General features: G+C 56.9%; 2 protein-coding genes. Both read left to right on the top strand.

Translation table 11 applies throughout. The annotated features are described in order from the left end of the window. Positions 1–371 (top strand): PLP-dependent transferase (locus tag OB13_RS17995; RefSeq protein WP_461491570.1); only part of this gene is annotated, 371 nt, incomplete at its 5' end. Positions 372–465: 94 nt separating this feature from the next. After that, positions 466–990 (top strand): DUF6141 family protein, encoded by a 525-nt coding sequence (locus tag OB13_RS17990; RefSeq protein ID WP_461491569.1) that lies wholly within the window; start codon positions 466–468, stop codon positions 988–990. Positions 991–1296: the final 306 nt, after the last annotated feature.

Below are 1296 nucleotides of genomic sequence, written 5' to 3'. Positions count from 1 at the left end.
GTGCCGTGGCCCAGTACCTGAAAAACCACGACAAGGTAGAGAAAGTATTCTGGCCAGGCCTGGAAGACCACCCGAACCATGCGGTTGCCAAAGAGCAGATGCGCTCTTATGGCGGTATGGTTTCTTTTGTGCTGAAAGGCGACCGAATGGGAGACGCCATTGCTGCGCTGGAGCGCTTCAAGTACTTTGCCCTGGCTGAGTCACTGGGTGGGGTAGAGTCGCTGTGCGGCCACCCGGCTTCTATGACTCACGCCAGCATACCGGGCGCAGAGCGCCTCAAAGCCGGCCTGAGTGATTCGCTGATCCGCCTGAGCGTAGGTATAGAAGACATCGAAGATCTGCTGGCTGACCTGGAACAGGCGATAGGCTAACCAGATTGAGTAAAGATTGCCCTCACATAGCTGCCCCGCTCACGATCGGGGCAGCTATTTTTCGTATACACCCTTAAACTTTGGCAGCCAAACAATGGCACATCAACCGATACTGTTCCGGGAGCGGCAGCGATTTACCCAGCTCTGGCTGTGGGTGGTGGTGTTGGGAGTGGCCGCTATCATCTGGGCCGGATTTGTGTACCAGGTGCTGCTGGGCGGGGCCTATGGCAACCAACCGGTCACCGATGTGCAGCTCAGCATTCTGCTGGGGTTGCTGGGTTTTGGGATGCCTTTCTTCTTTTACTGCATGTCCCTGACAACGGAGGTGCAGCCTGGCGTTCTTTCCGTTCGGTTCATGCCGTTCCACCTTAAGCCGGTGCGCATACCCCTGCACCTGGTCCGGGACTTTGAGAAGGTAACCTACCAACCGATAGATGAATACGGCGGCTGGGGAATCCGGTGGGGGGCGAAAGGGCAGGCATACAATATGTCGGGGAAGGAAGGGGTGCAGCTTTACTTTTACAACAAAGCGCCGCTCCTCATCGGCTCGCAACGACCAACTGAACTGCTGGAAGCGATCATACGCGCCAAAGAGCTTGGGAAAGGAATAGAGGTATAGCCATCTCTGTAGGGACAGGTCGCGACCTGTCCGAATCGTGGATAGGTATAGCGGGTTAAGACCTCGCAGCGTGCGCAGCTCCTGCGAGTGTCTGGTTGAAACTTCCCTGCTTCACCGGGTCCAACCACCCCTGCCCCTCCTTAGCCTTTTCGAGGGCCCCTACCCCCAGAGGGGAGCTTGGCTACTACTGCTGGAAAGGGTATAAGCGCTGTAGCGATTGAGAAAGTATACCTGTGGCATGTAAACCCACCCCTGGCCCCTCCGAGGAGGGGAATCGGGAACGCTTGTCATCCCCCTACCCCCTTC

This window comes from Pontibacter sp. HJ8 (genome assembly GCF_054824225.1).
The sequence above is the reverse complement of the archived record's forward strand: the minus strand, read 5'-3'. Positions and strand labels throughout refer to the sequence as shown.

What these genes read in the sequence shown, in the direction of transcription:
- OB13_RS17990 (WP_461491569.1), top strand. Translation starts at nt 466, where the DNA reads ATGGCACATCAACCGATACTGTTCCGGGAGCGGCAGCGATTTACCCAG.